This is a genomic window from Georgenia muralis (assembly GCF_003814705.1).
In the GTDB taxonomy this organism is placed as follows: domain Bacteria; phylum Actinomycetota; class Actinomycetes; order Actinomycetales; family Actinomycetaceae; genus Georgenia; species Georgenia muralis.
In genome coordinates, this window is the sequence record NZ_RKRA01000001.1 from 1,111,003 (window position 1) to 1,136,235 (window position 25,233).

The window sequence follows — 25,233 nt, forward strand, 5'->3', positions numbered from 1 at the left end:
GCGACGGCGTCGCGGCCACCCCCCCCGTGACCCCGAGCGAGGAGCAGCCCCATGGGACGCATCGCCGTCAACCTGTTCACCACCCTCGACGGCTCGGCCGAGCACCCGGACCGGTGGCACGGCCCGTACTTCGACGAGGCCATGGGCCAGGCGGTCGACCGTCACACGAGCCGGTGCGAGTCCTACCTCATGGGCCGCGTCCTGTACGACCAGTGGTCCCGCTACTGGCCGGACAACGACAGCGACGACTTCGCCGACTTCATCAACCCGGTGCCCAAGTACGTCCTCTCCACCACCCTCAGCGACCCGGCGTGGGCGGGCACGACGGTCGTGCGCAACCTCGGCCAGCTGCGCGAGCTGCGTGAGCGGACCCCGGGCACCATCGGCATGTCGGGGAGCCTGACGACGGTGCGCTCGCTCCTCGGCGCAGGGCTCCTCGACGAGCTCGACCTCCTCGTCGACCCGGTCGTCGTCTCGGGCGAGCGCCGCTGGACCGACGGCGTCGAGCACACCCCGCTCGAGCTCATCTCCTCCGAGACGCTCCCCACGGGGGTCGTGCACCTCGTCTACCGGCCCACGGCGCCCCAGGCACCGGCCACCGTCGTGCGGTAGGCCGCCGCCCGTCCGCTACAGGCCCAGGGCCCGCTCGACGTACCGCAGCGCGACGGCGGGGTCGACGCCGAGGTGGCGCACCCGCTCGGCGTAGGCCGTCGCCGCCTCCTGCGCCTGACGTCCGGCCGCGTCGCCCTGGGCGCTGACGAAGGAGCCGTGGCGGCCCCGGGTCTCGATGAACCCGTCCGCCTCGAGCTCGCGGTAGGCCCGGGCGACGGTGTTCGTGGCGAGGGCCAGCTCCGCCGCGAGGGTGCGGACGGTGGGCAGCCGCGTGCCCGCGGCGAGGGTGCCGGAGGTGATGTCCGCGGCGAGGCGGGTGCGCAGCTGCTCGAACGGCGGCACGTCGGAGGCGGGGTCGATGACGACGTCCATGGGCCGAGTCAAGCACGCACGCGGCGGCGCACCACCAGGTGGGTGACCACGCCGACGGCGAGCAGGACCCCGGCGAAGGCCCACACGCGGGCCGACTGCTGGGTGAGCAGGACGGCGCAGGAGACCAGGGCCAGCACCGGCAGGACCACAGGGGCGCGGAAGTGCTCGTGCTCCACCCGGTCGCGCCGCAGGACCAGCACGGCGAGGTTGGTGCTGATGAACACCAGGAGCAGCAGCATCACCACCGTCTCGGCGAGCACGGCGAGGTCGCCCACGAGGGTGAGCGCGACGGCGAGCGCCGTGGTCACCGCGATGGCGACCCACGGCGTCCGGCGGTGGGGCAGGACCCGGGTGAGCGGGGCGGGGAGGAGCCCCTCGTCGGCCATCCCGTAGGCCAGCCGGCTGGCCATGATCATCGTCAGCAGGGCGCCGTTGGCGACCGCGACCAGCGCGATCGCGCTGAAGGCCCACGCGGGCACCCCGGCGCCGGTTGCCTCGACGACGTCGAGGAGCGGGCTGGAGGAGCCGGCGAGCTCGCCGGGCTCCATGACGACGGCGGAGCCGAGGCCGACCAGGGCGTAGACGACCCCCGCGACGAGCAGCGCCCCGAAGAGTGCGCGGGGGTAGACCCGGCTGACGTCCTGGACCTCCTCGGCGACGTTGGCCGAGACCTCGAACCCCACGAAGGAGTAGAACGCGATGAGCGCCCCGCCGAGCACGGCCGCCCCCGCGGAGACCCCGGGCGGGGTCTGGAGGATGCGGCCCGCGTCGCCCTGGCCCCCGCCGACGGCCACGGCGACGACGACGACCACCAGGACCAGGCCCGAGACCTCGACGAGGGTCATCACCACGTTGGAGCGGACGGACTCCTTGATGCCGCGGGCGTTGAGCAGCGCGAGGAGCACGAGGAACACCGGGGCGGCGACGACCGCCGGGACGTCGACGAACGTGGCGAGGTAGTCGCCCGCGAAGGCGATCGAGAGCCCGGCCGCGCTCGTCACACCGGCGGCCAGCATCGAGAAGCCCACGAGGTAGGAGACGAGGGGGCGCCGGAAGGCCCGCTGGGCGAAGACCGCGGCTCCCCCGGCCCGCGGGTACTTCGTCACGAGCTCGGCGTAGCTGGCGGCGGTCAACATGGCCATCGCCAGCGCGAGGAGCAGCGGCGCCCACATGGCGCCGCCCGGCTCCTCCGCCAGGACCCCCACCAGGGCGTAGATGCCGGCGCCGAGGACGTCCCCGAGGATGAACAGGAACAGCAGGGGCGGGGTGATGCCGCGCCGGAGGCGCGCGGGGGCGGCGGTGTCGGTGGCCATCGGGCAAGCGTGGGGCCGCCGTCCGGGCCCGGCAACCGGGGGCAGCCCGCCTACCGCGCCCCGCGCAGCGGCTGGATCTCCGGGAACGACCAGAGCCGGTCGGGCAGCGGCCGGACGAGGCGGACGCGCGGCTCCTCGGCCCGCACGACGTGCCGGGCCAGGTGGTCCACGACGTGCTCGGTGACGTCGACGGCGCCGGCCGCACCCGGCCCACCGGCCGCACCGGGCCCGTCGAGCGCGGCCCCCGCGCGGCCCAGCACCGTCACCTCGCCGCCGTCGATGCCCCCCACCTTGTCCGGCACCCTCGGGTACCAGTACCCGGCCAGGGTGTAGGTGGCACCCGGCTCGAGGTCCGACCAGTCACCGTCGCCGCGGCGGACCTGCACCGCCGAGACGCGCGAGCCCTTGTCGGCGAAGACGTCCAGGGCGTAGCGCACGCCGGCGTACGCGTGGACCCAGCCACCGGTCCAGCGGAACGGGTCCGGGTTGAAGGTCCCGTCGGCCGAGTCCTCCAGGGACCGCCGGAGCTGCTCGCCGGTGACGGTCGTCCGGGCGAGCTGGGCCCCCACCGGGAGGTAGTGGTAGAGGTCCTCGAGCCGGACCGGCCCGGGCGCGACGTGGGTGCCGTACCGGAAGCCGCGCAGGTGGCCCACATCGGTCCCGGCCACCTCGCAAATCGCGGCCGAGAGGAAGTCGTGCGAGGTGCCCTCGACCGCGGCCGGGTACCCCTCCCCGCAGAAGCCCGAGCGGTGCAGCCCCACCTCGGTCCGGCCGACGACGTCGTCGATCGGCCGGTCGAGCACCGCGCCGTTGAGGGGGTTGACGTGGGGGCGGAACGCCGGCCCGGCGAGGAAGGGCGCCCGGACCTCGTCCACCAGCCGCGCGACACCGCGGTCCGGTGCCGTCCCGGCGTCGACGGTGTGGAGGCGGTAGCGGTGGCCCGTGACCCGTCCGCCCTCGACCGTGACGTCCAGCCGGGCCAGCCGGGTGCCGTCCTGACCGACCTCGGAGACCAGCGCCCCGGTCGACGTCACGACGCAGTCACGGGTCTCCTCGTGCATGTCGGAGGACAGGACGACGTCGATGCCGGGGTTCACCTCGGCGATGAGGACGTTCTTGGCCAGGCCGAACTCCGAGACGAGGACGACGAGGTCGACGCCCTCCTCCTCCCGCAGGGTGCGCACATGCGCCGGGACCTCGTGGCCGTCGTCGGTGAACTCGATGCCCTCGGTCACCCAGGGACCGAGGGCGTTGACGGCCCGCTCGCTCGACAGCCCCACCACACCCACCCGCAGGCCCGCCACCTCGGTCACGAGGTACGGCGGCAGGAGGAGGTCGCGGGTGCCGGCGTGGTAGACGTTCGCGGCGACGGCGCCCCACCGCGTGCGCGAGGGACCGGAGCCCGTGCCGGGCCCGAACAGCTCGAGGAAGCGCTCCTTGCCGTAGAGGTAGTCCCAGTTGCCCGGGGCGAAGAGGTCCACGCCCAGGCGGTCGACGACGTCGACGAGCGCCTGTCCCCGGGTGAAGAGGGCCTCGGCGCTGCCCTGGATGGTGTCGCCGGTGTTGGCGAGCAGGCTGGCAGGCCGCTCGGCGCGGATCTGCGCGACCATTGCGGCGAGGTGGGCGAGGCCGCCCTCAGCGCGGCCGGTGCCGTCGCCGCGGACGTTCGGGCGCGGGACCAGGTGTCCGTGGAGGTCGCCGATGTGGACGATGGTCAGCTCGGCCATGGGAGATCCTCTGCTCGCGTACCCCGCCGGGTATCGGCGGCGCGTCGAGCGTAGGCAGAGGAGCGGGCAGGTGCACCGTGAACGCCCCTCAGCGGTGCCCGGGCCGCCGCCGACCTCTCGGGTCGCCGCGACGTCGCGCCCCGGTCTTCCCTTCGCCTGCCGGACGGCCCCCGCCGGACTGCCGGCCGCCGGCCGCCGCGGCCCGCCCGCCGCCCTGCGGTGCAGCCGCACCCCGCGAGCTGCGCTCGGTGCGACCACGGACGACGCCGACGAACTCCTCGATGCGCGGGTCGTCGTCGCCCTCGCGCCAGGCGAGCCCGATCCGGGAGCCGGCCACGCCGGTCACGGGCCGGTGGACGACGTCCTTGCGGTGGTGGAGCCGGGCGAGCGACATGGGGACCACCACGACGCCCGCACCGGAGGCGACCACCTCGACGGCTTCCCCGAGGCTCATCGGGGGGACGGGCACCCGGGTGCCGTGGCGGACCTCGTCGGCGACCGCCCACCACTCCGGGATCTCGTCGGCGCCCTGGAGCAGGTGCTCCCCGGCGAGGTCGGCGACGTCGACCTCCTCGAAGGCCGCGACCGGGTGGTCCCTGGCGACGACGACGACCGGCACCTCCTCGTAGAGGGGGATGACGTGCAGCCCGGCGCGGTCCACCGGCAGCCGCACGAAGCACATGTCCGCGGTGCCCTCGCGCAGGCACCTGATCTGGTCGGCCACGTCCACGGGGCCGGCGTCCAGGTCGGCGCCGGGGCGTCGCCGGCTCCACGTGCGCAGCCACCTGTCCGGGCTCACCCCGGGGACGAACCGGATGCGGAAGGCCTGCGTCATGGTCCCCCGTTCGCCTGGCCGCCGGAGCGGCGACCTCGCCAGGCTAGCGGCACCGCGGTCCGGCCCCCAACGCCTAGGCTTGCCAGTCATGAGCACCCCGAAGCCGCAGACCATGAAGCCCCAGACAGCCGCCCGCAAGCTCGGCGTCCTGCTCTCGGCGACGCCGGAGGAGTTCCGGGCCGGGGTGGTCAGCCGCGACGAGCTCAACGCGCTCCAGGCCGACCCGCCGGCGTGGCTCGCCGACCTGCGACGCAACGGCCCGCACCCGCGTCAGGAGGTCGCCCGGCGCCTGGGGGTCTCGACGTCGGGCCTCTCGCGCGGCGGTGTCGAGGAGCCGCTGACCACGGACGAGATCAAGGCCCTGCTCGACGAGATGCCGGTCTGGCTCCAGCGCGAGCGCGCCACCCAGGCGGACGTCCGGGCCGAGGAGGCCCGGCTCCGCTCGCGCGACCGGGCCCGCAGCTCCGACGACGACGACGCGCCCCGGTAGCCGGACGACCGGCCCGGCAGCCCGACGACGCCCAAGTTCCCGATGACGCCCCGGCAGCCGGACGACGCGCCCGGGCACCCGTACCTGGCTCAGCCGAGCTGCTGCCAGGCGAAGACCCCGATGGCCACGTCGATGGCGACCCCGGCGAGGAACCACGGGCTGAAGGTCAGGGCGATGAGCACCAGCGACGTCACGCTCGCCGCCACGGTCACGCCGGGCCACCAGAGGGCACCGACGATCCCACCGACGCCGGCGGCCACGAACAGCGTCGCCGCCAGCGCGGCTAGCCCCACGGCGAGCGCGCGGACGTTGCCCAGCGCCACCGAGCGACCGGGGTCGTAGGGCAGCTCCTCGCCGTTCGGTACCCACACCGCGAGGTGGAGCAGTCCGTGGGCGACGAGGAACGCCCCGAGCAGCCAGCCCATCAGTCGCCCTCGCCCGCCCGGTCGCGCTCGCGCATGGTGCCGGCCGCCGCCCAGGCCAGGACCGCCAGCCACGGCAGCGCCCAGCTCCACAGCCCCATCGCCAGCAGCCCGGCCTTGAAGGCCGCGATGCCGCCGAGCCCCACCAGACGACGGCGCGGGTCGGCCGAGAGCGCCAGGACACCCACGGCGGCCTCGTACCCCACCCCGACCGCCGTCGCCCACACCCGCGGGTGGGCGCCCATCGTCCGGCTCCACAGGTCCTGGAGGGCGTCGACCTGAGGGCTGAGCTCGGCGAACCAGGTGCCGAGCCCGGCGTAGACCCCGGGCCGGGCGACGACGAGCACGGCGTTGAGACCGGCGCCGGCGATCATCATCCCCCCGGCGACCCTCGCCACCCGTCGAGCGGCGAGGCTCCCCGTTCCGCTGCCGGCCCGCGAGCTCCCGCGGTACACCTGGGTCATCGCTGCCTCCCCCGCACCGTCGCGGGCCCGTCCCGCGGGCGCGGTCACACACCGTCCTACCGCCGCCGCCCCGGCCGCCGCGAGAGACCAAGGTCCGGCGACTACTCCCGGGCGCCCCGCGGCCGGTGCCCGCTGACGACCGAGACCCGGTTGTAGGAGTTGATGGTGACGGCGATCCAGACGACGAGGGAGAGCCGCTGCTCCCCGAGGACCGCCAGGACCCGGGCGTAGGTCTCGTCGTCGAGGTGCCCGCCTGCGGTCACCGCCTCGGCGACCTCGAGGGCGGCCTGCTCCACGTCGTCGAACAGCCCGCTCTCGCGCCAGGCCGGCAGGACCCCGATGCGCTGGACGTCCTCCCCGGCGTCGAGCGCCTGCCGGACGTGCAGGTCCAGGCACTGGGCGCAGCCGTTGATCTGGGACGAGCGCACGTTGACCAGCTCCATGAGCCGGCGCCCGACCCCCTGCCGCTCGGCGGCCATCCGCACCTGGACGACCGTGCCCGCGAGCGCCTTGGCGATGTTGGGGTGCTCCTTGTCGACCTGGACCCTCACGACGTCGCCAGGCCCTTCACGGCGGCCCGCTCGTCCTCGCTCGGCTCGTCGACGACGTCGGCCCAGCCGCCCGAGCGGCGGGCGAGGCGCTCGACGTACGGGCACACCGGCACGGCCCGCAGCCCCTCCTCGCGGGTGGCGTCCAGGGCGTGGCCGACGAGCCGCCCCGCCAGGCCCCGCCCGCCGTACTCCTCCCCCACCTCGGTGTGGAAGAAGATCCGCCGGCCGTCGCGGTCGACGAAGAGGGCGCGGCCGGCGGCGTCGCCGTCGACGGCGATCTCGAAGCGGTCGTGGCTCCTGGTGATGGTCTCCATGGCCCCATGGAACACGACGACGGCACGCGACGCTGCGCCGGGCGCGGCCCGGGTGTGCAATGGGGGCGGGAGGACAGCGTGGACTGGCTGACGGCACCGGACTACGACGTCGCGCGGATCGTCCTGCAGCGCGGGATCGCCGGCGTCTACCTCGTCGCCTTCGTCGCCGTCTGGCACCAGTTCCCGGCCCTGCTCGGCGAGCGCGGGCTCCTGCCGGTCCCCGAGCACCTGCGGCGCAGCGCCGGGCGGGCGGGCCCGACCCTGTTCCGGTGGCGCTACTCCGACCGGCTGCTGCGCGCCGTCGCGGTCACCGGGATCGTCCTGGCCGCGAGCGTCGTCGTCGGGCTGCCGCAGACCGGGCCGCCGTGGGTGCCGATGGTGGTGTTCCTGACCCTGTTCGGCCTCTACCTCTCGGTCGTCAACGTGGGTCAGGTGTTCTACGGGTTCGGCTGGGAGTCGCTGCTCCTCGAGGCCGGGTTCCTCGCCGCGTTCCTCGGCTCGGACGAGGTGGCCGCACCGGTCACGGTGATCTGGCTGTTCCGGTGGTTGGTGCTCCGCGTCGAGCTCGGCGCGGGCCTGATCAAGATGCGGGGCGACCCGTGCTGGCGCGACCTCACGTGCCTGTACCACCATCACGAGACCCAGCCGATGCCGGGCCCGCTCAGCTGGTTCTTCCACCACCTGCCCAGGCCCCTGCACAAGGTGGAGGTCGCCGCCAACCACGTCACCCAGCTCCTCGTGCCGTTCCTGCTCCTCGCGCCCCAGCCGGTCGCCACCGTGGCGGCGGGCGTCGTCGTGGTGACCCAGGGCTGGCTGGTGCTGTCGGGCAACTTCGCGTGGCTCAACTGGCTCACGATGATCCTGGCGTTCTCGGCCGTCGGCGACGGCGCCCTGTCCACCGTCGTGCCGGGGACCGCGGCCACCGACGCGCACGGCCCGCTCCCGGTGTGGTTCGGCGTCGTCGTCCTGGTGGTGACGGCCCTGCTCGTGGTCCTGAGCTGGTGGCCGGCCCGCAACCTGCTCTCGCCGCGGCAGGCCATGAACGCCTCGTTCAACCGCTGGCACCTCGTGGGCGCGTACGGCGCGTTCGGCTCCATCACCCGCCGGCGCGACGAGGTGGTCGTGGAGGGGACGGACGCCGCCGACCCGTTCGAGGCGGCGGGGTGGCGCGAGTACGTGTTCCGCGGAAAACCGGGGCCGACGGGCCGCCTGCCCCGGCAGTGGGCGCCGTACCACCTGCGCCTGGACTGGGGGATGTGGTTCCTGGCGCTGGGCTCACCCTCGCAGCACGTGTGGTTCACCCGGTTCCTCCAGCGCCTCCTCGAGGCGGACCCGGCCACGCTGCGGCTCCTCGCCGTCGACCCGTTCGACGGCGGGCGCCCGACGTGGGTGCGGGCGCGGGTGTTCCGCTACCGCTACTCCACGTGGGCGGAGCTGCGCCGCACCCGTCAGTGGTGGGTGCGGCGTGAGGTGGGGGTCCTCGTCGCCCCGGCGACCCTGGCGGACCTGCGCCGGCTGCGCTGACGGCGAACCCACCGGGCACGCCGGTGCCGGTGCCCGACCCCGGCCGCGCTCGTTAGGGTGGGGACGACGACGTGGAGGCCACGATGCTCCTTCCCCACCCGGCGGGGTCCGGACCCATCACGCGCATGGCCGACGGCACCATCAAGCAGGTCAGCCCGCTCACCGGTACCGAGGTCTGGACCGTCCCGGGCCGGGCGCACCGGCCCCTCGGCGTGGCCGCGAGCGACCCCGTCCCGCTGGACCCCGAGGCGCACGGGCGGCACTGCGCCTTCTGCCACCTGCGCTACCTCGACACCCCGCCCGAGAAGTCGCGCCTCGTCCGGTCGGGCACCACGTGGCAGACCCTGCGCGAGCTGCCCGCCCACGAGCTCACGCGCACCGTCGCCGAGTTCCGCCGGATCCCCAACCTCTTCGAGATCCTCTCCCTCGACTACTGGCACGTGAACTACGGCTACGAGGTGCCCGGGTCGGTCGCCGCCCGGACGCGGGCGTACCTCGCGGACGAGACCGGCCGGGCACACGTCCTGGCAGTCCTGCGGGCGCGCCTGCTCGCCGGCGGGCTCACGCCCGCACAGTGGGAGGCCATGAGCACGGACGAGCGCCTCGCGCACGCGAGCGGTCTGTTCGGCGGCGGGCACGACGTCGTCGTCGCCCGTCGGCACTTCGTCGACGGCGCCACCCACGACGACCAGCTCGCCGCCTCCGGCACGCTCACCCCCGAGGAGCACCACCGGTACACCGCGTTCACCGTCGAGACGATGCGCTCGCTGTACGCGGCCAACCGGTACGTCCGCTACGTCGCGGTGTTCCAGAACTGGCTCCGCCCGGCCGGCGCCTCGTTCGACCACCTGCACAAGCAGCTCGTGGCCATCGACGAGCGCGGGCGCCAGACGGAGATGGAGCTCGAGCGGCTGCGCACCAACCCCAACCTCTACAACGAGGTGGCGGTGAACTACGCCGGCTACGCGAACCTCGTCGTCGCGGAGAACGACCACGCGGTGGCGTTCGCGGGCTTCGGGCACCGCTACCCCACCCTCGAGGTGTACTCCAAGAGCCCGCGCAGCGAGCCCTGGGAGCAGACCGAGGAGGAGGTGCGCGGGATGTCGGACCTCCTGCACGCCTGCCACGCCGCCACGGGCACGCCCGTGCCGACCAACGAGGAGTGGCACCACCGGCCGGCCGACGTGGACATGGCGATGCCGTGGCGGGTCATGCTCAAGTGGCGGGTCTCGACCCTGGCCGGCTTCGAGGGCGGGACGAAGATCAACCTCAACACCATCGACCCGTACTCGCTGCGCGACATGGTCGTCCCGCGCCTCTACGCGCTGCGCGACGCCGGGGCGATCGCACCGGTGCGGATCGCCACCGAGTGCCCGTGCCGGCCCAACTCGCTGCACTACGGCCGCGGCGGCTTCTGAGCCGGGAGCCTCAGGCGCTGACGGTCGTCAGGAGCACCACCGCGTCGGTGACGGCGTCGACACCGTGCCGCGCGTGGGGCACCGGGGCGAGCGAGCCGGCCGTCAGCTCCAGATCCTGCGGTCCGCCGGTGAGCCGCACCGTGCCGAGCAGGACCTGGAGCGTGGCCGCTGCCGGCGCGTTGTGCTCGGCGATCTGCTCGCCGCCGCGCAGGGCGATGACGCTCTGGCGCAACGGCCCGTCGTTGGTGACGAGCAGGGCGCTGCGTCCTCGCGGCGAGGCGGTCGCGGCGGCCAGGTGCTCGGCCGCGAGGGCGGACAGGTCGGTCATGGTGCTCCTCGGTCTCGGGTGAGGACCATCGTCACACCCGCTGCCGCGCCGGCACCAGGGTGGCGAGCGCCGCGCCGAGGAGGAGCAGGCCCACGCACCACCACATGGCGGCGGTGTAGCCCGCCGCGAGGGCCGCGGGCCGCTCGTTGTCGTCCCCGCTGAGCCCGACGAGCGCCGGCAGGGCGGCGACGGCGAGGAGGCTCGCCGCGCGCGCCACGGCGTTGTTCACCCCGCTGGCGATACCGGCCCGCTCGTCGGGGACCGCGGCCAGGACCGTCGTCGTCAGGGGCGCGACCAGCAGCGTGATCCCCACCCCGAAGACCGTCATGCCGGGCAGGACGTCCCGGACGTAGGAGGGGTCGGCGGGGAGCCCGGCGAGCAGGGCCACCCCGGCGGCGGCGACGGCGGGTCCGGCGACCATGAGCGGCCGGGGCCCGGTGCGCGTGGCCAGCACGCCCACCCGGGCGGAGAACCCCAGCATGAGCAGCGTCAGCGGCACCGTCGAGAGCCCCGCGGCGAGCGGCGTGTACCCGCCGACCACCTGCAGCTGGAGGACGAGGAAGAACGCCACGGCGCCCAGGGCCCCGTACACGACGAACGTCACGACGTTCGAGGTGGTGAACGCCCGGCTGCGGAACAGGTCCGGCGGGAGCATGGCGGACGCCGTCCACCGCTCGGCGGCGACGAAGGCCGCCAGGGCGAGGACGCCGAGGACCGCCGCCGGCAGGCTGCGCTCGATGAGGGCGTAGGTGACCCCGGCGAGCCCGAGCACGCACAGCACGGCCCCGGCGACGTCGAAGTGCCGGGGGCGGGCGGGAACGGACTCCGGCACCGCCCGGGCCGCGAGGAGGACGAGGACGGCGAGAGGGAGGTTGACGAGGAAGACCCACCGCCAGGACAGCGTCTGGACGAGCCACCCACCCACCAGCGGGCCGAGCACCGTGGACACCCCGGCCCACGCCGACCAGATGCCGATGGCCCGGGCCCGGTCCTCGCGGGCGATCGTGCCCTGGACCAGCGCAAGGCTGCCGGGGGTGAGCAGCGCGCCGCCGACGCCCTGGAGGGCGCGGGCGGCCACGAGCTGGCCGGTGCTCTGCGCGAGCGCGCACGCGAGGGAGGCGACCGTGAACCAGACCACCCCGACGACGAAGACGCGTCGCCGGCCGTGACGGTCGCCGAGCGCGCCGCCCACGAGGATGAGCGAGGCGAGGGTGAGCATGTAGGCGTTGACGACCCACTGCAGGCCCTCGACCCCGGCGCCCAGCTCGAGGCCGACCTGCCGCAGCGCGACGTTGACCACCGTGCCGTCGAGGAAGGCCATCCCGGAGCCCAGCACGGCGGCGACGACGGTCCGGCGCCCGGGGTCCGAGCGCAGCGCGACGGTCTCGCCCACGTCCGCCATGGTCCCAGGTGCGGGGAGTGGGCGGAAGCGGGTGCCGGGGGTCCGTGTCGGGGTCAGGTGGTACGGATGGCCCATGACAAGCACCATCGGGGCCATCGCCGTCGACGCCCACGACCCGTCGCTCGTGGCCCGCTTCTGGGCCGCCGCCCTCGGGTGGGAGGTGGTGGAGTCCTCGCCCGAGATCGTGAGCATCGCCCCGGCCGGCGGCGGCGCGGGGATCGACGTCATCGCCGTGCCCGAGCCCAAGACGGTGAAGAACCGCCTCCACCTCGACCTGCGCGCCGACGGCACCACGCGGGCGGCGGAGGTCCAGCGGCTCCTCGCGCTCGGCGCCCGCCGGGCCGACGTGGGCCAGGGCCCGGACGTCTCCTGGGTCGTCCTCGCGGACCCGGAGGGCAACGAGTTCTGCGTCCTGTCCCGCTCGGTCCAGGACGTCGCCGCGGAGGAGCGCGGCGAGACCGCCCAGGACGCCGGCGACGCCGGGGACGGCGGTGTCACCGACCAGGGCTAGCCTGCCCGGGTGGAGGTCCTGCTCGCCGCCGACCTGGGCGGCACCCGCCTCACGGTCGTTCCGGACGGGCACGGACCGGTGCCGGTCGGCGGACCGGCGGTCCTCGACGCCGAGGGGCTCCCGGCCGCGGTGCGCGCCCTGGAGCGCGAGCGGCCCCGGTGGGTCTGGGCGGACACGGCCGCGACCTACCCGGCGCTGCTGCGCGCGGGCGTCCGGGTCGAGCGCTGTCACGACCTTCGGCTGTGCCACGCGATCCTGCGGGGAGCCGGGGCGCTGCCGTCCCAGGAGTCGCCGTGGGACGGCGTCGCCGCGACCGGGCCGGACCCCGACGCCGCCACCCTGTTCGACGACGCCGCCGCGGCGGTGGGCGTCGAGGAGGTCCTCGCCGAGCACCGTCGCCAGCAGGTCGCCCTCGCCGGGACCGACGGCTGCCTCCGGCTGCTCCTCGCTGCGGAGTCCGCCGGGGCGCTCGTCGCCGCCGAGATGACCCACGACGGGCTTCCCTTCGACCCCGCCCGCCACGACGAGATGCTCACCGCCGTCCTGGGCCCACGCCCCGGGCCGGGCGCCCGGCCCGCCAACCTTGAGGCGCTCGCCGGGCAGGTGCGGGAGCTCCTCGGCGCCCCGACCCTCAACCCGGACTCGCCCACCGACCTGCGCCACGCCCTGCGCGGGGCCGGCCTGGAGGTCCGCACCACCCGCAAGCACGAGCTCGCGGCCCTCGACCACCCCGCCGTCGCGCCGCTGCTGGAGTACAAGAGGCTCGCCCGCCTGCTCGCCGCGAACGGCTGGACGTGGATGGAGGCGTGGGTGGCTCCGCCCGACGCGCCCGGGCGCCGCGCACGGTTCCGGCCCGCGTACGTGCCCGGTGGCGTCGTCACGGGCCGGTGGGCGGCCCGTGGCGGCGGGGCGCTGCAGCTCCCGCACCAGGTGCGGGGCTCGGTGGTGGCCGACCCGGGCTGGCGCCTCGTGGTCGCCGACGCCGCCCAGCTCGAGCCGCGGGTGCTGGCCGCAATGTCGCGCGACGAGGCCATGGCCCGCGCCAGCCGCGCCGGTGACCTCTACCAGGCGCTCGTCGACGAGGGCGTGGCCGAGACGCGCGCCGGCGCCAAGGTGGCGATGCTCGGCGCGCTGTACGGGGCCACGACCGGTGAGGCCGGGCTGCTCATGCCCCGGCTCCAGCGCACCTACCCCCGCGCGACCCGGGTGGTGGAGGAGGCCGCGCGCTCCGGCGAGCGTGGCGACGTCGTGCGCACCTGGCTCGGGCGCACCTCTCCGGCCCCGCCCCCGCAGTGGCACCGCGTGCAGCGCCGGGCGAGCGAGGGCGACGCCGACGACGCCGACCGGCGCCGTGCCGGTGCCGTCGCCCGCGACTGGGGGCGCTTCACCCGCAACTTCGTCGTCCAGGGCACGGCCGCCGAGTGGGCGCTGGCCTGGCTGGCGGAGCTGCGGCTGCGGCTGCGGCGCATCGACGGCGGGGCCCCGCACCTCGTCTTCTTCCTCCACGACGAGGTGGTGGTGCACAGTCCCGAGGCCGCCGCGGACGAGGTCGCCGCGGCGGTGCGCGCCGCCGCGACCGCGGCCGGCCGGCTGCTGTTCGGGGACTTCCCGGTCGACTTCGCCCTGGACGTCACCGTCGTGGGCTCCTACGACGAGGCGGTCTGAGGGACGACGGCGACGCCGTCCGGGTCCATCCGCACCTGGACCTGGGCGCCGACCTCCGTGGCGGTGGTGACGGCGGTGGCCCGCTCGCCCCCGGGCAGGGCGACGTCGACCTCCGTGCGGCCGCGGACGAACCGGGTCGCGAGGACCGGGACCACGACGTCGTCGCCCCCGGCCCACCCCTCGCCGGTGACGACGTGGAGGGCGGCGGGACCCAGGCCGACCAGCACGTGACCGTGCGGGGCCGCGGGACCCGGGGCCTCACCGGGCGCGGCGGCGGGGAGCGGGACCTCGCCCAGCCCGGTCCGGACGACCGCGCCGCGGACCTGCCCGGGAAGGAAGGGTCCGTAGCCGAGGAACCCGGCCACCTCCTGGTTCACCGGCCGGCGCCACAGCCGGGCCGGGCGGTCCACCTGCACCAGGCGCCCGTCCACCATGACCGCCACCCGGTCGGCCACGGTGAAGGCCTCGTCGTGGTCGTGCGTGACGTACAGGGCGGTGGTGCCGGTGGCGCGGAGGATGTCGTGGAGCTCGCCGGTGAGCCGTTCGCGCAGGCCGCGGTCGAGCGCCGACAGCGGCTCGTCGAGCAGGAGCAGCGCCGGCGCGGGCGCGAGGGCGCGGGCCAGGGCCACACGCTGGGCCTGCCCGCCGGACAGGGTCGCCACCGACCGGTCGCCGTACCCGGCCAGGCCGACCAGCTCGAGGAGCTCGGCGACCCGCTCGGCGCGGCGGGCCCGCGGCAGGCCGTCGAGGCCGTAGCCGACGTTGCCCGCCACCGTGCGGTGCGGGAAGAGCTGGCCCTCCTGGAACATCAGGCCGAAGCCGCGCCGGTGGACCGGTACGCCCGTGACGTCCTGGCCGGCCCAGGTGATGTCACCGGCCGCCACGGGCTCGAGACCGGCCACGGCGCGCAGGAGGGACGACTTGCCCGACCCCGAAGGACCCAGGAGGGCCACGACCTCGCGGGCCGCGACGTCGAGGTCCACCGCGTCGACCGCCGTGGTGGCGACGTACCGCACCACCACCCCGCGCAGCCGCAGGCCGGTGGGATCGCCTTCGCCGTCCTTGCCCGTCACGACGGGGTCGCCACCGCCGTCCTCGGCCGTCACCACGGGGTCGCCTCCGCCGTGCGGAGCCGTTCGGCGAGCGCCATGACGGAGGCGGTGAGCACCGCCAGCACCACCGCCGCCGCCATGGCCATGCCGTAGCTCTCCGCGCCGGGGCGGCCGATGAGCCGGAAGATCACCACCGGGAGGGTGGGCCGGTCGGGCCGGGCGAGGAACGACGTCGCCCCGAACTCCCCGAGGGAGATGGCGAAGGCGAACCCGACCGCCAGGCCGAGGGAGCGCACGAGGAACGGCCCCTCGACGGTGGCCAGCACGCGGGCCGGGCCGGCGCCGAGCGTGGCCGCGGCCTCGCGCAGCCGCGGGTCGATCGCCCGCAGCACCGGCAGGACGGTGCGCACGACCATCGGCACGGCGACGACGGCCTGCGCGACGGGCACGAGGACGAGGGAGGAGCGCAGGTCCAGCGGGGGCCGGTCGAGGGTGATGAGGAAGCCGAACCCGACCGTGACGGCCGAGACCCCCAGCGGCAGCATGAACAGGGCGTCGAGGACGCCGACGGCGCGGCGTCCCGACCGCGAGCGCGGCCGACGGGAGACGACGAGGGCCACCAGGGTGCCGACGACGACGGCGAGGACGGTGGCGTCGACGGCCACGCGCACGGAGTTCGCGGTCGCCTCCCACACCGTGACGCTCAGCGTGCCGGGCCCGCCCGTGGTGCCGAGGTTGACGTAGTTCTCCAGGCCCCACCCCCCGCCGGGGGTGCGGAAGGACCGCACGAGGAGGCCGAGCAGCGGCAGCGCCAGGAGCCCGGCGACGACGACCGCGGTGACCCCGGCGGGCAGGAGGTCCGGCCCGGGCCGCCACCGCCCGCGAGGGTCCCGCTCGAGGACCCGGAGGGGGTGGGCCGCCGCCGCGGCGGCGCCCAGCCGCAGCGCACGCTCCTGGCCGGCGCGGGTGCGGGCGGCCACCCCCAGGGCGAGCGCGACGACGAGGAGCTGGACGACCGAGAGGACCGCGGCGGCCCGCAGGTCGAGGAACTGGGTGGTCTGGACCCAGATCTCGGTCTCGATCGTGCCGAACCTCAGACCGCCGAGGACGAGCACCACCCCGAACGCGGTCGCGCAGAACAGGAACACCACCGACGCCGCGGACGCGATCGCCGGGGCCAGGGCGGGCAGGGTGACCGTGCGCAGCGCCCGGGCCGGCGAGGCGCCCAGCGCTCGGGCGGCCTGCTCGGCGCGCGGGTCCAGACGCTCCCACATCCCCCCGACCGTGCGCACGACGACGGCGTAGTTGAAGAACACCAGGGCCAGGACGATCGCGGCGAAGGTGCCGTCGAGGCCGAGGAACCCCAGCGGGCCGCCCTCGGCGAGCAGCGACCGGAAGGCCACGCCGACGACGACGGTGGGCAGGACGAACGGGACGGTGACGAACGCCCGGAGCGCGGCGCGGCCGGGGAAGCGGGTGCGGTAGAGAAGGTAGGCGCCGGGGACGCCCAGGAGCAGGGAGCCGGCCGTGCCGAGCGCCGCCTGGGCGAGGGTGAGGCCGAGGATGCGCCACGTGCGGGGCCGGGAGAAGACCTCCGCGAACCCGCCGAGGTCGACCCCGCCGTCGGCGACGAAGCCCCGGCCCACCAGGGCCAGGACCGGCCAGGCGAAGAACACCGCGAGGAACGCCAGCGGCACGGCGGCCGCGAGCGCCCAGAGGGGTCCCGCCCAGGTCGGGCGCGTCGTCGTCACCTCAGCCGATCACGATCTCGGTCCAGGCGGCGATCCAGTCCTCGCGCTCGGCGGCGATCTGCTCGGCGGGCACGTCGTGCGGCTCCTCGGCCAGGGGTGCGTACGCGGCCCAGGCCTCGGGAAGCGCGACGTCGGTGTCGACGGGGTACATGAACATCTGGCCGGGGATGTCGGCCTGGACGTCGGCGGAGACGAGGAAGTCGACGAAGGCGCGCGCGCCCTCGACGTTCTGCGCCCCGGCGATGACCCCGGCGTGCTCGACCTGGCGGAAGCAGGTCTCGAGCAGGGCCCCGGTGCGCGGGTCGCCGCCGCCGGCGGTGACCTCCGCCGCCGGGGAGGACGCGTAGGACAGCACGAGCGGGCGCAGGCCCGCACCCTCCGAGCCGGAGAAGTCGACGTAGTACGCGTCGGACCAGCCCTCGACGACCTTGACGCCGTTGTCGGCCAGGTCGGCCCAGTAGTCCTGCCAGCCGTCCCCGAAGGCGCCGACGGTGGCGGCGAGGAAGGCCAGGCCCGGCGAGGACGTGGCGGGGTTGGTGACGACGAGGAGGTCGCGGTAGGCGGGGTCGGCGAGGTCCTCCAGCGTGACCGGCTCGGGCAGCCCGGCGTCGGCGAACCACTGGTGGTCGACGTTGACGCACACGTCGCCGACGTCGACCGGGGTGAGCGCCTCGTCGAGGACGTACTCCCCGGCCGAGTCCGGCAGGTCCGGCGAGGTGTAGGGCTCAAGGACCCCGGCGTCGACCGCGCGGGCCGCGAAGGTGTTGTCGATGCCGTAGACGACGTCGCCCAGCGGGGAGTCCTTCGTCAGGACGAGCTGGTTGACCAGCGCGCCGCCGTCGCCCGGGGCGACGAAGGTGAGGGTGTACCCCGTCTCGGCCTCGAACTGGGCGAGCAGGTCCTCGCTCAGCGCGAAGGAGTCGTGCGTGACGACGGTGACCTCCCCGCCGTCGCCTGCCTCGTCGTCCCCGCCGCCCCCGGTGAGGCTGCAGCCGGCGAGGGTCAGTGCCAGGGCGCCGAGCGCCGCGGCGGTGCGGGTGGGTGTAGTGCTCATCGGTCCTCCTCGGTCAAGGAGGGCCCGCGCCGCCCGCGGACGCCGGCGGCGCGGGGAGAAGCTCGACTTCCTTCGCCGGTGCTAGCCGGTGCAGGTTCGAGGGTCTGCGGCTGGCCGCACTCTCAGCGCCCCCGGTGGGCGCTCCCCTGTCGTTCGCGAAGGAGCCTAGCACCGCGCGGTCCGCGCCCGGCGGGGTGCCCGTGGGCACCGGCGCCCGGGACGCACCGGCAGCCCTCCGGGCCGGGACCGCTAGACCTTGTCCACCCGCTTCTCGACCGGCCCGCCGTAGAACTTGCTCGCCCCACGCATGGCGTAGTGGCGCATGAGCCCCAGGATCGCGCCGGAGACCACGGTGAAGGCGATGACCTCCCAGACCCGCACACCCGGGTCGTCCTCGTCCGTGGGCGGCTCGTGGCCGGTGACGAGCTTCCAGCCCACGTCCACGATCTTGTTGGTGGCCACGCCCGCCGCGAGCACCGCCCCGGTGCTGACGATCTTCCAGCCGATGTCCATGCGTCTCTCCCGTTCCTCGACGATGTCCCCGATCATGCCCGACCGGTGGCCTCGGCGCCGACCCGGGCGAGCCTCCTACCGGTCCACCACCCGCTCGTCCGCCTCCGCCTCCCGCGCGTCCTCGGTGCGCCGGCGGGACGCGCGCAGGTCCTCGGTGAGCTCGTCGACGACGAGGCCGGCGCCGTCGACCTTGCCCGTGCGGTACCCGGCGCGCCCGACCATGTGCGCCGAGATCGGCGCGGTGATGAGCTGGAAGGCCACGACGAGCACGAGCGTCCAGACCAGGACCGGCTCACGGACGGACAGGGCCACCCCGCCGAGCATGAGCACCAGGCCGAGGACCTGGGGCTTGGTGGCGGCGTGCATGCGTGAGAGGAGGTCCTTGAGGAAGTACACCGCGTAGGCCGCAACGAGCGTGAGGGCGCTGCCCAGGACCAGCAGGACCGCCCCGGCGACGTCGGCGCCGTTCTCCCAGGTCATCGCTCCTGCCTCCCGTCGTGCCCGACGTCGCCCTCGGGGGTCTCCTCGGCCGGCAGCGGCGCGGTGCCCTCGCCGCCCCCCGTGGCGTTGACCGTGCCGTCCTCGGTCATGTCGGCCCGGTCCGGCGCCGTCGGCGCCGTGGCGGTGGCGGCTGGCGCGTCAGGGTCGTGGACGGGGGGCGCCTCGTCGTCGTCGCTGGCGCGCTGCTGGGCCAGGACGGCGCGCAGCTCCTCCCGGGTGAGGATCCGGGCCTCCTCCGCCCGGTCGACGGCGACGAAGCGGGCGAGCGTGACCGCACCGACGAACCCGACGACGGCGAGGACGAGCAGCACCGGGACGAGGTCGGTGCGGTCGGTCACCGCGGTGACGAGCGCGACCGACCCGAGGGTGGCCGCGGTGACGACGTCGAGGCCGACGGCGCGGTCGAGCATCGACGGGCCCCGCTCGATCCGCACGAGGGCGAGCAGGCCCGCCAGGCCCAGCGCGACCGAGCAGAGGACGTAGACGACGATCATCGCGCCTCCCCCTCGGCCAGCCGGCCCCGGCGCGGGGACGAGCCCGGGACGTACCCGGCGTCGGTGAGCTGGTCACGGGAGGCGAACGCGCGCAGCAGCCGCTCCTCCTGCTCCAGGACCGACCGGTGCGCCCGCTCGAGGCCGCCGGCGAGGTCGACGTCGAAGACGTGGATGTACAGGGTGCCGGTGAGCCTGTGCGCCTCGACGACGATCGAGCCCGGCACGAGGGAGACCATGCCCGAGGTGGCGGCGAGGTAGGTGTCCGAGTGCGAGCGCAGCCGGACGCGGATGACGGCCCCGGTGGGCTGGCGCCGGCGCAGCACCATCCACGCGATCTGGGCGGAGGCGAGCGCGACGTCGACGGCGAAGCGCACGACCAGGCGCAGCACCCCGAGGGGCCGGAACCTCCCGTCGAACGGCGCCCGGGGCAGGGGTGCCACCCACGTCACGAGGAGCGCCACGAGCAGCCCGGCCACCGCGTTCGCCATCGTGATGTCGCCCCACAGGAGCACCCACACCCCGGTCAGCCACGCCAGCGCACCCCAGGAGGTGCGCGGGCGCAGGCGGGGTCGGCGCGGCACGGCGCGGGTGGGCGCGGAGGCGTCGGCGTTCACGAGGCCTCCTCCGTGGCGGTGGGCAGGGGCGCGTCCTCGGGCTCGTCCTCGGCGTCCTCACGCCGCTCGCCCTCCTGCGCCACGTCCGAGGACTCGCCGGTGCCCCGCTCGAAGTCCGGCAGGACGGCGGTGATGTAGGGCGTGCGCGAGCGCAGGTCGGCGGCGGCGCGGTCGGTGTAGCCGTACAGCGGCCCCGCCACGACGGCGAGGAAGAGGGAGAGGACGACCATCCCGGCGGCGGGCAGGACCATGCCGCGCGGCGTCGTGGTCTCGGGCAGCGGCTGGGGCGCCTCCTGCCAGAACGCCATGTTCCACGCCTTGGTGATGGCGTAGAGGGTCAGCAGCGAGGTGACGAGCCCGCCGGCGATGAGGGCGTAGGACATGCCCCCGCCCTCCGCGGCCGCCGCCTGGACGAGGCCCGCCTTGCCGAGGAAGCCGGTCATCGGGGGGATCCCGGCCAGGTTCATCGCCGGCACGAAGTACAGCACCGCCAGGAGCGGCGCCGCCTTGGCCAAGGACCCCAGGCGCACCAGCGAGGTGGTGCCGCCGCGCCGCTCGATGAGTCCGGCGATGAGGAACAGGGAGGTCTGGACCGTGATGTGGTGGGTGACGTAGAAGATGGCGGCCGAGAGGCCGGCCTCGCTGCTGGTCGCGATCCCCCAGATCATGAACCCGATGTGGGAGACGAGGGTGAAGGAGAGCAGACGCTTGATGTCCTCCTGCGCCACTGCGCCGAGGATGCCCACCACCATCGTCGCCAGCGCCGCCCACTTGAGGAGCTCGTCGAGCTGGCCACCGGGGAACAGGAGCACCTGGGTGCGGATGACGGCGTAGACGCCGACCTTGGTCAGCAGGCCCGCGAAGACCGCCGTCACCGGGGCCGGGGCCGTCGGGTAGGAGTCCGGCAGCCACGCCGAGAGGGGGAAGATGGCCGCCTTGATCCCGAACGCCACGAGCAGCATGAGCTGGAGCACCGTCTGGGTCCCCGGGGCGATCTCGGGCAGCCGGATCGCCAGCTGAGCGAGGTTCACCGTGCCCACCGCGGCGTAGACCAGCGCGATCGCGGTGAGGAAGACGATCGAGCTCACGAGCGAGACGACGACGTAGATCGTCCCCGCGCGGATCCGTTCACGGGTGCCCGAGAGGGTGATGAGCACGAAGCTGGAGACGAGGAGGATCTCGAACCCGACGTAGAGGTTGAACAGGTCCCCGGCGAGGAAGGCGTTGGACACCCCGGCCGACAGGACGAGGAAGGTCGGGTGGTAGATCGCCACCGGGGCGCCCTCGTCCCCGTCGGCGATGCCCTGCGCGAGGGAGTACAGGAGCACCCCGAGGGTGACGGCGACGGAGACGACCAGCAGCAGCGCGGCGAGGCGGTCACCCACCAGGGCGATGCCCACGGGTGCGGCCCAGCTCCCGACGTCGAGGACGACGGGGCCGTCGTTGACGTGGACGAGCAGCACCACGGTGACGGCGAGGACGACGGTGAGGGTGGTGACCGAGACGATGACCTGGACCTTCGGGTGGCGCGCCAGCGCCAGCGCGAAACCGGCGCCGATGAGCGGCAGGACCACGGGCAGGGCGACGAGCCAGGTCATCGGGCCTCCTCGTCGTCGGCCGCGAGCGCGGGGGCGTGGTGCCCGCGCGAGGCGTGCTCGCTGCCCAGGACGGCCGTCTCGTCCCGGGTGGCCGCGGCGTCCTCCGCGAGGGTGGAGCCGACGTCGTCGGTCGCGCGGGCGGAGAGCTCGTCGCGGGCCGCTCTGCGGGCGATACGGCGGTCCTCGAGGTCGTCCTGGACCTCGTCGTGACCGTTGAGCTGCCAGGAGCGGTAGGCCATGGCCAGGAGGAACGCGGTCATCCCCAGGGTGATGACGATCGCGGTGAGGACCATCGCCTGGGGCAGGGGGTCGGACATGTCCTCGGTCGCGGTGTCACCGATGAGCGGCGGGCCGCCCGCGCGGCCGCCGGCGATGAGCATGAGGACGTTGATGCCGTTGGAGATGAGCGCCACCCCGACGATGACCCGCGAGAGCGAGCGCTCGAGGATGAGGTACACGCCGGTGCCCACGAGCACCGCGACGAGTACGACCAGGGCCGCGGAGGGTGTCATCTCGATCATCGCTGCCCCCTCGGGAGCGCGTCAGGGACCTCGGCGCGGTCGTCCCGGGCCGGCAGGGCGTCGTCGGCGAGCTGGGACGGGTCGTCGTAGGCGACGTCGGGGGCCTGGTTGCCCTCGATCTCGCCCTGCCGGTCGACCTCGGCCCCCAGCGAACGCAGGATGTCCAGGACGAGCCCGATGACCACCAGGTAGACCCCCATGTCGAAGAAGAGTGCCGTCGCCAGTTTCACGGGGCCGAAGACCGGCAGGACGACGTCCACGATCGTCGTCTCCAGGACCGTCCCACCGAGGAGCAGGGGCACCGCCCCGGCGCCGGCGGAGAGGAAGAGCCCGCCGCCCAGGAGCAGTCCGGGGTGGACCGGGGCGGCCTCACCCAGCTCGTACCGACCGCCCGCGAGGTAGCGCACGATGAGCGCCGTCCCCGCGACGAGGCCGCCGGCGAAGCCGCCGCCGGGGGCGTTGTGACCGGAGAACAGCAGGAACAGGGAGAAGACGATGAGCGTGTGGAAGACGAGTCGGGTGCCGACCTCGAAGATCACCGAGCGGCGCTGCGGGGCGAGGGTGGCGTCGCCCGCGAGCCAGGTGCGCCCGCGCCCGGGAGCCCGGACCTGCGCGGCCCCGGCCCCGGGGCGGCGCAGCTCGGCCGCCGGGTCGGGCCGTCCACCGCCCCACACGGCCGGGGCGCCGGGGGCGCGGCCCTCGGAGCGCAGGTTGCGGGGGCGGTCGATGCGGCCGCTCCGGGCGCGCAGGAAGATCAGCGACGCCACACCGGTCGCGGCCACGACGACGACGGAGATCTCGCCCATGGTGTCCCACGCGCGGATGTCGACGAGGGTGACGTTGACGATGTTCTTGCCGTAGCCGAACTCGAACGCCTCGGCGGGGAAGTCCACCGAGACGGGCTCGTGGATCCGCGCGCCGGCGGCGAGCACCCCGAGCCCCGCCACGGTCACCCCGGCCAGGACGGCCACCCCGGCCCGCCACCACCGTGACGCTACGAGCGGGCGGTTGGAGAAGTAGGCCGGCAGACGGCGCAGCACGAGGACGAAGACGACGAGGGTGACCGTCTCGACGAGGACCTGGGTCAGGGCGAGGTCCGGGGCGCCGTGGAGCTCGAAGAGCAGGGCGACGCCGTACCCGGCCACGCCGAGCAGGACGACCGCCTTGAGGCGGCGGCGGGCTCGGGCGGCCAGCACGGACGCGACGGCGACGACGACGGCCACCACGGCCTGCAGCGGGTTGTCCCAGGGCCGCAGCCCCTCGGGCCAGGTGTCGCCGCCGAGCAGGGCGGCCCCGCCGGCGAGCGTGATCGTGGTGAGGAGGATGATCGACAGGTACGCCGGCAGCGAGCCGCGCTGGGTCCAGGCGGTGACATCGGCCGCGACGTTGTCCAGGGCCCGCAGGAGCCGCCGGTAGGCCCCCTCGGCGCCCTCGAGGTCGCGGAAGGAGCGCTGGAGGCGCTCCACCGGGCCCCGCGCGAGGAACAGTGCCAGGCCGGTGGCGAGGATGGCGGCCGTGGTCAGCAGCGGCACGCCCACCCCGCCCCACAGGGTCAGGTGGCCCTCCTCGCCGGGGTAGGTCCCCGCGTGCGGGGCGAGGTGACGCTCGACCAGCCCGGGCACCAGACCCACGACGACGCCGGCGACCGCCAGCAGCACCGGCGCCGCCATGATGAGCCGGGAGGTCTTCTGCGGCTCCGCCGCCTCGACGCCGGGCTTGTCGGCGAAAGCGCCCCACCACAGGCGCAGCGAGTACGCCACGGTCAGGGCCGACCCGGCGGCGATGCCCACGAGCACGACCCAGTCGATCGGTGCGCCGCGGTGGACGAGGCCCTCGAGCGCGGCCTCCTTGGCCACGTAGCCGGCCGTCGGGGGGAGGCCGGCCATCGACGCAGCGGCGAGCGCGCCGGCGGCCGCCAGGACGGGCGTGCGACGCCAGAGGCCGGAGATCTTGCGCAGGTCCCGCGTGCCCAGTGCCCAGTCCACCACGCCGACGACGAGGAACAGCGCGGACTTGAACAGGGCGTGCGCGAGCAGCATCGCCAGCCCGGCCAGGGCGACCGCTGCGTCGCCGTAACCCACGAGCATCATGACCAGCCCGAGCTGGGAGACGGTGCCGAACGCGAGGACGAGCTTGAGGTCGTACTGGCGCAGCGCCCGGTACCCGCCGATCACGAGGGTGGTGAGGCCCACCCCGACGACCGTCCAGCGCCACACCGGCAGCTCCGACAGGCCCGGGGCGAGCCGGGCGACGAGGTAGATGCCGGCCTTGACCATGGCGGCGGCGTGCAGGTAGGCGCTGACGGGGGTCGGCGCGGCCATCGCCGCCGGGAGCCAGAAGTGGAAGGGGACGAGCGCCGACTTCGTCACCGCGCCGAGCAGGACGAGGGCGACGGCGGTCGGCACCAGCGCCGGGTGGGCGCCGACCCCGAGCTCGCCGGCCGCGGCCGTCGCGACGAGCTCGCCGAGCCGGTAGGAGCCGCCGCGGCTCTCGCCGAGGATGATCAGGCCGGCGAGCATCGCCAGCCCGCCGAAGGTGGTGACCATGATCGCCTGCAGCGCGGCCCGCCGGGAGGACTGCCGGTCGTGGTAGTGCCCGATGAGCAGGAAGGAGGTGACAGTGGTCAGCTCCCAGAACACGTAGAGCATGAGCGTGTCGTCGGTGGTGACCAGGCCCAGCATCGAGCCGGCGAACGCGACGAACACCCCGGCGAAGCGGCCCAGCGCGTGCGCGGACCGGGAGAAGTAGGCCGCCGAGTAGACCAGCACGAGCGCGCCGACCCCGCCCACGACGAGGGTCATCAGCCACGAGAGCGTGTCCAGCCGGAACGCGAGCTCGAGCTGCAGGCTCGGCACCCACGCGACCACCTGCTCGGGGTGGTCACCCGCCAGCACCCGGCCGGACACGGCCGCCGCCCACACGGCCGCCGACGCGGGTGCCGCGGCGAGGACGAGGAACGCGCGCCGGCCGAGCCAGGCCACGAGCGGGGGCGCGAGCAGCGCGGCGACCAGGTGGATCGCCAGCAGCTGCAGCATGGCCGCTCCCCGGAGTCGTGTGCGGTCAAGAACGAACCCGTGCCGGCCGTCGCACCGTTCGGGGCAGGGGGAGGGTTCCTGGGCGAGTTTATCAATTCTTGAACAACCCCGGTGCGCGGCGGTGCGCCCTGTCACGCTCTGCGGGCGCGCGG

At 75.0% G+C, this 25,233-nt stretch carries 25 protein-coding genes and 1 pseudogene; 6 read left to right on the plus strand and 20 right to left on the minus strand.

Annotated features, from left to right (window positions below; genetic code table 11):
* Positions 1-51 precede the first annotated feature (51 nt).
* Positions 52-612 (plus strand): dihydrofolate reductase family protein, encoded by a 561-nt coding sequence (locus tag EDD32_RS04815; RefSeq protein ID WP_123915238.1) that lies wholly within the window; start codon positions 52-54, stop codon positions 610-612.
* A 15-nt stretch (positions 613-627) separates the two neighbouring features.
* On the opposite strand, the gene EDD32_RS04820 is transcribed toward EDD32_RS04815, so the two are convergent.
* The 4 genes from EDD32_RS04820 to EDD32_RS04835 all read right to left on the minus strand — a co-directional run bounded on the left by EDD32_RS04820 (position 628) and on the right by EDD32_RS04835 (position 4,859).
* On the minus strand, positions 628-984 hold the full coding sequence (locus EDD32_RS04820) for a GntR family transcriptional regulator (protein WP_123915241.1): 357 nt from the start codon (positions 982-984) through the stop codon (positions 628-630).
* A gap of 8 nt (positions 985-992) precedes the next feature.
* The gene (locus EDD32_RS04825; RefSeq protein ID WP_123915244.1) at positions 993-2,297 is read right to left on the minus strand and encodes an APC family permease; all 1,305 of its coding nucleotides are present in this window, start codon (positions 2,295-2,297) and stop codon (positions 993-995) included.
* Positions 2,298-2,347: 50 nt separating this feature from the next.
* Positions 2,348-4,024, minus strand: a complete 1,677-nt coding sequence (locus EDD32_RS04830) for a bifunctional metallophosphatase/5'-nucleotidase (protein WP_123915247.1) — start codon at positions 4,022-4,024, stop codon at positions 2,348-2,350.
* Positions 4,025-4,112: 88 nt separating this feature from the next.
* A complete protein-coding gene (locus tag EDD32_RS04835; protein ID WP_123915250.1) occupies positions 4,113-4,859 on the minus strand; it encodes a LysR substrate-binding domain-containing protein in 747 nt (248 codons plus the stop codon).
* 88 nt (positions 4,860-4,947) lie between these two features.
* Here EDD32_RS04835 and EDD32_RS04840 point away from each other — a divergent pair, with 88 nt between their 5' ends.
* Positions 4,948-5,349: a DUF5997 family protein gene (locus EDD32_RS04840; protein WP_123915253.1), complete on the plus strand. Its 402-nt coding sequence runs from the start codon at positions 4,948-4,950 to the stop codon at positions 5,347-5,349.
* A gap of 89 nt (positions 5,350-5,438) precedes the next feature.
* Here the strand turns inward: EDD32_RS04840 and EDD32_RS04845 are convergent, their stop codons facing one another.
* The 4 genes from EDD32_RS04845 to EDD32_RS04860 form a co-directional block, all read right to left on the minus strand.
* Positions 5,439-5,774 (minus strand): hypothetical protein, encoded by a 336-nt coding sequence (locus EDD32_RS04845; protein ID WP_123915256.1) that lies wholly within the window; start codon positions 5,772-5,774, stop codon positions 5,439-5,441.
* Complete coding sequence (locus tag EDD32_RS04850; protein ID WP_148087402.1) at positions 5,774-6,235, minus strand: hypothetical protein; 462 nt, start codon at positions 6,233-6,235, stop codon at positions 5,774-5,776. The genes EDD32_RS04845 and EDD32_RS04850 overlap by 1 nt, the downstream gene beginning before the upstream one ends.
* A 101-nt stretch (positions 6,236-6,336) precedes the next feature.
* A complete protein-coding gene (locus tag EDD32_RS04855; RefSeq protein WP_246005978.1) occupies positions 6,337-6,786 on the minus strand; it encodes a carboxymuconolactone decarboxylase family protein in 450 nt (149 codons plus the stop codon).
* A complete protein-coding gene (locus EDD32_RS04860) occupies positions 6,783-7,100 on the minus strand; it encodes a GNAT family N-acetyltransferase (RefSeq protein ID WP_123915262.1) in 318 nt (105 codons plus the stop codon). The genes EDD32_RS04855 and EDD32_RS04860 overlap by 4 nt, the downstream gene beginning before the upstream one ends.
* Before the next feature lie 78 nt (positions 7,101-7,178).
* Between EDD32_RS04860 and EDD32_RS04865 the strand changes: the two genes are divergently transcribed.
* Positions 7,179-8,624 (plus strand): lipase maturation factor family protein, encoded by a 1,446-nt coding sequence (locus EDD32_RS04865; RefSeq protein WP_123915264.1) that lies wholly within the window; start codon positions 7,179-7,181, stop codon positions 8,622-8,624.
* 83 nt (positions 8,625-8,707) lie between these two features.
* Positions 8,708-10,042: a DUF4921 family protein gene (locus tag EDD32_RS04870; RefSeq protein WP_123915267.1), complete on the plus strand. Its 1,335-nt coding sequence runs from the start codon at positions 8,708-8,710 to the stop codon at positions 10,040-10,042.
* 10 nt (positions 10,043-10,052) lie between these two features.
* Here the strand turns inward: EDD32_RS04870 and EDD32_RS04875 are convergent, their stop codons facing one another.
* Positions 10,053-10,370 carry a cupin domain-containing protein gene (locus EDD32_RS04875; protein WP_123915270.1) on the minus strand — a complete coding sequence of 106 codons (318 nt, stop codon included), beginning with the start codon at positions 10,368-10,370 and terminating at the stop codon, positions 10,053-10,055.
* Between the two features lie 31 nt (positions 10,371-10,401).
* Entirely contained in the window at positions 10,402-11,772 is a 1,371-nt protein-coding gene (locus EDD32_RS04880; RefSeq protein WP_123915272.1) for an MFS transporter, read from the minus strand.
* 73 nt (positions 11,773-11,845) lie between these two features.
* Here EDD32_RS04880 and EDD32_RS04885 point away from each other — a divergent pair.
* Both EDD32_RS04885 and EDD32_RS04890 read left to right on the plus strand, forming a co-directional pair.
* Positions 11,846-12,187, plus strand: a pseudogene (locus tag EDD32_RS04885) (VOC family protein); the annotation flags it as partial.
* A gap of 105 nt (positions 12,188-12,292) precedes the next feature.
* Positions 12,293-13,948, plus strand: a complete 1,656-nt coding sequence (locus tag EDD32_RS04890; protein ID WP_246005980.1) for a bifunctional 3'-5' exonuclease/DNA polymerase — start codon at positions 12,293-12,295, stop codon at positions 13,946-13,948.
* Here the strand turns inward: EDD32_RS04890 and EDD32_RS04895 are convergent.
* From EDD32_RS04895 to EDD32_RS04940, 10 genes are all read right to left on the minus strand, one after another.
* Positions 13,930-15,054: an ABC transporter ATP-binding protein gene (locus tag EDD32_RS04895; protein WP_447925888.1), complete on the minus strand. Its 1,125-nt coding sequence runs from the start codon at positions 15,052-15,054 to the stop codon at positions 13,930-13,932. The genes EDD32_RS04890 and EDD32_RS04895 overlap by 19 nt on opposite strands.
* Positions 15,051-16,751: an ABC transporter permease gene (locus EDD32_RS04900; RefSeq protein WP_123915275.1), complete on the minus strand. Its 1,701-nt coding sequence runs from the start codon at positions 16,749-16,751 to the stop codon at positions 15,051-15,053. Before EDD32_RS04900 ends, EDD32_RS04895 begins: the two co-directional genes overlap by 4 nt.
* 1 nt (position 16,752) lies before the next feature.
* On the minus strand, positions 16,753-17,805 hold the full coding sequence (locus tag EDD32_RS04905; RefSeq protein WP_123915278.1) for a thiamine ABC transporter substrate-binding protein: 1,053 nt from the start codon (positions 17,803-17,805) through the stop codon (positions 16,753-16,755).
* A gap of 249 nt (positions 17,806-18,054) precedes the next feature.
* Positions 18,055-18,354, minus strand: a complete 300-nt coding sequence (locus EDD32_RS04910) for a DUF4235 domain-containing protein (protein ID WP_123915282.1) — start codon at positions 18,352-18,354, stop codon at positions 18,055-18,057.
* 39 nt (positions 18,355-18,393) lie between these two features.
* Positions 18,394-18,798 carry a monovalent cation/H(+) antiporter subunit G gene (mnhG, locus tag EDD32_RS04915; protein ID WP_123915285.1) on the minus strand — a complete coding sequence of 135 codons (405 nt, stop codon included), beginning with the start codon at positions 18,796-18,798 and terminating at the stop codon, positions 18,394-18,396.
* Positions 18,795-19,313, minus strand: coding sequence for an MrpF/PhaF family protein (locus tag EDD32_RS19065; RefSeq protein WP_123915288.1), 519 nt, complete (start codon positions 19,311-19,313; stop codon positions 18,795-18,797). The genes mnhG and EDD32_RS19065 overlap by 4 nt, the downstream gene beginning before the upstream one ends.
* On the minus strand, positions 19,310-19,927 hold the full coding sequence (locus EDD32_RS04925; RefSeq protein WP_123915291.1) for a Na+/H+ antiporter subunit E: 618 nt from the start codon (positions 19,925-19,927) through the stop codon (positions 19,310-19,312). The genes EDD32_RS19065 and EDD32_RS04925 overlap by 4 nt, the downstream gene beginning before the upstream one ends.
* Positions 19,924-21,525 (minus strand): Na+/H+ antiporter subunit D, encoded by a 1,602-nt coding sequence (locus EDD32_RS04930; protein ID WP_123915294.1) that lies wholly within the window; start codon positions 21,523-21,525, stop codon positions 19,924-19,926. The genes EDD32_RS04925 and EDD32_RS04930 overlap by 4 nt, the downstream gene beginning before the upstream one ends.
* Positions 21,522-22,046 (minus strand): Na(+)/H(+) antiporter subunit C, encoded by a 525-nt coding sequence (locus tag EDD32_RS04935; RefSeq protein ID WP_123915297.1) that lies wholly within the window; start codon positions 22,044-22,046, stop codon positions 21,522-21,524. The genes EDD32_RS04930 and EDD32_RS04935 overlap by 4 nt, the downstream gene beginning before the upstream one ends.
* Entirely contained in the window at positions 22,043-25,081 is a 3,039-nt protein-coding gene (locus EDD32_RS04940) for a Na+/H+ antiporter subunit A (RefSeq protein ID WP_123915300.1), read from the minus strand. Before EDD32_RS04940 ends, EDD32_RS04935 begins: the two co-directional genes overlap by 4 nt.
* Positions 25,082-25,233 lie beyond the last annotated feature (152 nt).

What these genes read in the sequence shown, in the direction of transcription:
- EDD32_RS04870 (WP_123915267.1), top strand. Translation starts at nt 8,708, where the DNA reads ATGCTCCTTCCCCACCCGGCGGGGTCCGGACCCATCACGCGCATGGCC.
- EDD32_RS19065 (WP_123915288.1), bottom strand. Translation starts at nt 19,313, where the DNA reads ATGATCGTCGTCTACGTCCTCTGCTCGGTCGCGCTGGGCCTGGCGGGC.
- EDD32_RS04860 (WP_123915262.1), bottom strand. Translation starts at nt 7,100, where the DNA reads ATGGAGACCATCACCAGGAGCCACGACCGCTTCGAGATCGCCGTCGAC.
- EDD32_RS04850 (WP_148087402.1), bottom strand. Translation starts at nt 6,235, where the DNA reads ATGACCCAGGTGTACCGCGGGAGCTCGCGGGCCGGCAGCGGAACGGGG.
- EDD32_RS04930 (WP_123915294.1), bottom strand. Translation starts at nt 21,525, where the DNA reads ATGACCTGGCTCGTCGCCCTGCCCGTGGTCCTGCCGCTCATCGGCGCC.
- EDD32_RS04825 (WP_123915244.1), bottom strand. Translation starts at nt 2,297, where the DNA reads ATGGCCACCGACACCGCCGCCCCCGCGCGCCTCCGGCGCGGCATCACC.
- mnhG (WP_123915285.1), bottom strand. Translation starts at nt 18,798, where the DNA reads ATGACCTGGGAGAACGGCGCCGACGTCGCCGGGGCGGTCCTGCTGGTC.
- EDD32_RS04840 (WP_123915253.1), top strand. Translation starts at nt 4,948, where the DNA reads ATGAGCACCCCGAAGCCGCAGACCATGAAGCCCCAGACAGCCGCCCGC.
- EDD32_RS04815 (WP_123915238.1), top strand. Translation starts at nt 52, where the DNA reads ATGGGACGCATCGCCGTCAACCTGTTCACCACCCTCGACGGCTCGGCC.
- EDD32_RS04875 (WP_123915270.1), bottom strand. Translation starts at nt 10,370, where the DNA reads ATGACCGACCTGTCCGCCCTCGCGGCCGAGCACCTGGCCGCCGCGACC.
- EDD32_RS04910 (WP_123915282.1), bottom strand. Translation starts at nt 18,354, where the DNA reads ATGATCGGGGACATCGTCGAGGAACGGGAGAGACGCATGGACATCGGC.
- EDD32_RS04820 (WP_123915241.1), bottom strand. Translation starts at nt 984, where the DNA reads ATGGACGTCGTCATCGACCCCGCCTCCGACGTGCCGCCGTTCGAGCAG.
- EDD32_RS04835 (WP_123915250.1), bottom strand. Translation starts at nt 4,859, where the DNA reads ATGACGCAGGCCTTCCGCATCCGGTTCGTCCCCGGGGTGAGCCCGGAC.
- EDD32_RS04940 (WP_123915300.1), bottom strand. Translation starts at nt 25,081, where the DNA reads ATGCTGCAGCTGCTGGCGATCCACCTGGTCGCCGCGCTGCTCGCGCCC.
- EDD32_RS04905 (WP_123915278.1), bottom strand. Translation starts at nt 17,805, where the DNA reads ATGAGCACTACACCCACCCGCACCGCCGCGGCGCTCGGCGCCCTGGCA.
- EDD32_RS04935 (WP_123915297.1), bottom strand. Translation starts at nt 22,046, where the DNA reads ATGATCGAGATGACACCCTCCGCGGCCCTGGTCGTACTCGTCGCGGTG.
- EDD32_RS04845 (WP_123915256.1), bottom strand. Translation starts at nt 5,774, where the DNA reads ATGGGCTGGCTGCTCGGGGCGTTCCTCGTCGCCCACGGACTGCTCCAC.
- EDD32_RS04880 (WP_123915272.1), bottom strand. Translation starts at nt 11,772, where the DNA reads ATGGCGGACGTGGGCGAGACCGTCGCGCTGCGCTCGGACCCCGGGCGC.
- EDD32_RS04830 (WP_123915247.1), bottom strand. Translation starts at nt 4,024, where the DNA reads ATGGCCGAGCTGACCATCGTCCACATCGGCGACCTCCACGGACACCTG.